General features: G+C 54.8%; 2 protein-coding genes. Both read right to left on the minus strand.

Going from position 1 to position 1,782, the window contains the following annotated elements; genetic code table 11:
- On the minus strand, window positions 1-802 hold an 802-nt coding region (locus tag ACYVAA_RS22825), incomplete at its 3' end, for an IS91 family transposase (protein ID WP_460546375.1).
- Window positions 792-1,634, minus strand: coding sequence for a tyrosine-type recombinase/integrase (locus ACYVAA_RS22830; RefSeq protein ID WP_460546373.1), 843 nt, complete (start codon window positions 1,632-1,634; stop codon window positions 792-794). The genes ACYVAA_RS22825 and ACYVAA_RS22830, both read right to left, overlap by 11 nt.
- Window positions 1,635-1,782 lie beyond the last annotated feature (148 nt).

Consider the following 1,782-nt stretch of genomic DNA (forward strand, 5'->3'; position numbering starts at 1 on the left):
AGAAGCGGACCTTTCCGTTCTGGAAGCCCAAGATGCGGTGCTTGCTGATGGCGATCTTGTGGGAGTACCTGCCCAGGTATTCTATCACCTGCCTGGGGCCGAAGAAAGGTCTTTTGCAGTAGACGACCCATTTTTTGGCAAACAGCTCATGTGATGTGGCCCTGTCCAGCAAGCGTCTTTCCCTCAGTGCCTGTACCATCCTTGCCCTGAACACTACAGACATCTTCCTGACCGGAAAGAGGAACCTTCCCTTTGAGCGGGAGCTTTTCCATCTTCCCGATGCGGTCAGGCCGCCGGCCGGGACGATACAGTGGAGATGGGGATGAAGGCAGAGGTTTTGTCCCCAGGTATGTAGGAGGGCGACCATGCCCGTCCTTGCCCCGAGGAGTTTGGGATTGGCCGCAAAGTCCCTGATCACCGACCATGCGGTACGGAAGAGCAGCTGGTAGAGCAATTCGGGCCTCTGCAGTGCCAGTGCATTGAGGGTATCGGGCAGGGTGAAGACCACATGGAAGTAGGGGGTGTTCAACAGGTCCCTTTCGCGTTCGTTTATCCAGCGTTCTCGCAGGTGTCCCTGGCAGCGTGGACAGTGGCGGTTCCGGCAGCTGTTATAACTGATGTGCAGCCTGTTGCACTCCGGGTTGTCACAGCGGTCGATATGCCCGCCCATTTCGGCTGTCCTGCAGCGCATCAGTGCATAGAGGGTACGTGCCTTCCAGGAATTGGAAGCAATGGCAGGAATACCATGCCTGCAGGCCCTGATGATGTCTGCGAGCTGTACGTCGGGCTGCCTAAGCCCCATAGAGTTTTTCCAGTGGGCTGAACGGGGCCTTCCTGCCGACCCTTGCCACATGGAGGTAGACCAGTGTGGTGTTGATGTCCACGTGCCCGAGGAGTTCCTTGAGCGTGATGATGTCCGTTCCCATCTCGAGCAGGTGGGTGGCATAACTGTGGCGCAGGCAGTGGGCGGTGACCTGTTTGCGGATGCCACTGGCCCTTCTGGCCTCCCGTGCGGCCCATTGTACTCCCCTTGCGCTAAGCGGTACGGGTTTTCCTGAACTGTCCTTGCCGTTGAAAAGGTATACAGACGGCTTTTCTGCTTTCAGATAGGTTTTGATGCCCCGGACCAAAAGCTCGCAGAGGGGAACGTAGCGGTCCTTTCTCCCTTTCCCCTCCCGTACATGGAGCATTTTCCTGTCCATGTCGATATCGGTGATCCTGAGCTTGCAGAGTTCGAAGTTTCGCAATCCACAACCGTAGAGCAGGGCAAGGACCAACCGGTGCTTGAGCAGTTTTGGGGCCTTGAGCAGTTTCCTGATCTCCTGTTGGCTGAGGACAACGGGGAGCTTCTTGGGCCTTTCGATGGATGGCAGGATTACCCTGCTTTCTTTACGGTCAAAGATGCGGAACAGGTAGCGAAGTCCATAGACGGTGTGTTTGAAGAAGCTGTCCGATGGGGTATCGTGCTTGCTCTTGAGGTAATGGAGGTAATCCTGTATCGCCTCGTCATCCAGGGCCAACAGGTCACAGTTGAGGTGAAGCCCCATATGGGCGAGGCAACGGGCATAATTGGTCAGGGTGCTTTGGCTCTTGCCGGAAATCGCTACTGATCTTCTCAGCCTTTTGAACTCCATGGAAAATCCCGGCACATTTTCAATGGCCCTTTCAATGATGGTCTGGCTTTTTTTTCATAGCTTAAACTGTTAAAATTTACGATAAGGCTAATTTAGGAAGTTCCGGACAATCATGCCGGCTTCCTGCTTTAGCTGGATTCGTTCAACA

The organism is Echinicola sediminis (assembly GCF_054777495.1).

Excerpts from the sequence above, each read along its gene's own strand:
- ACYVAA_RS22830 (WP_460546373.1), bottom strand. The coding sequence starts at position 1,634 with ATGGAGTTCAAAAGGCTGAGAAGATCAGTAGCGATTTCCGGCAAGAGC.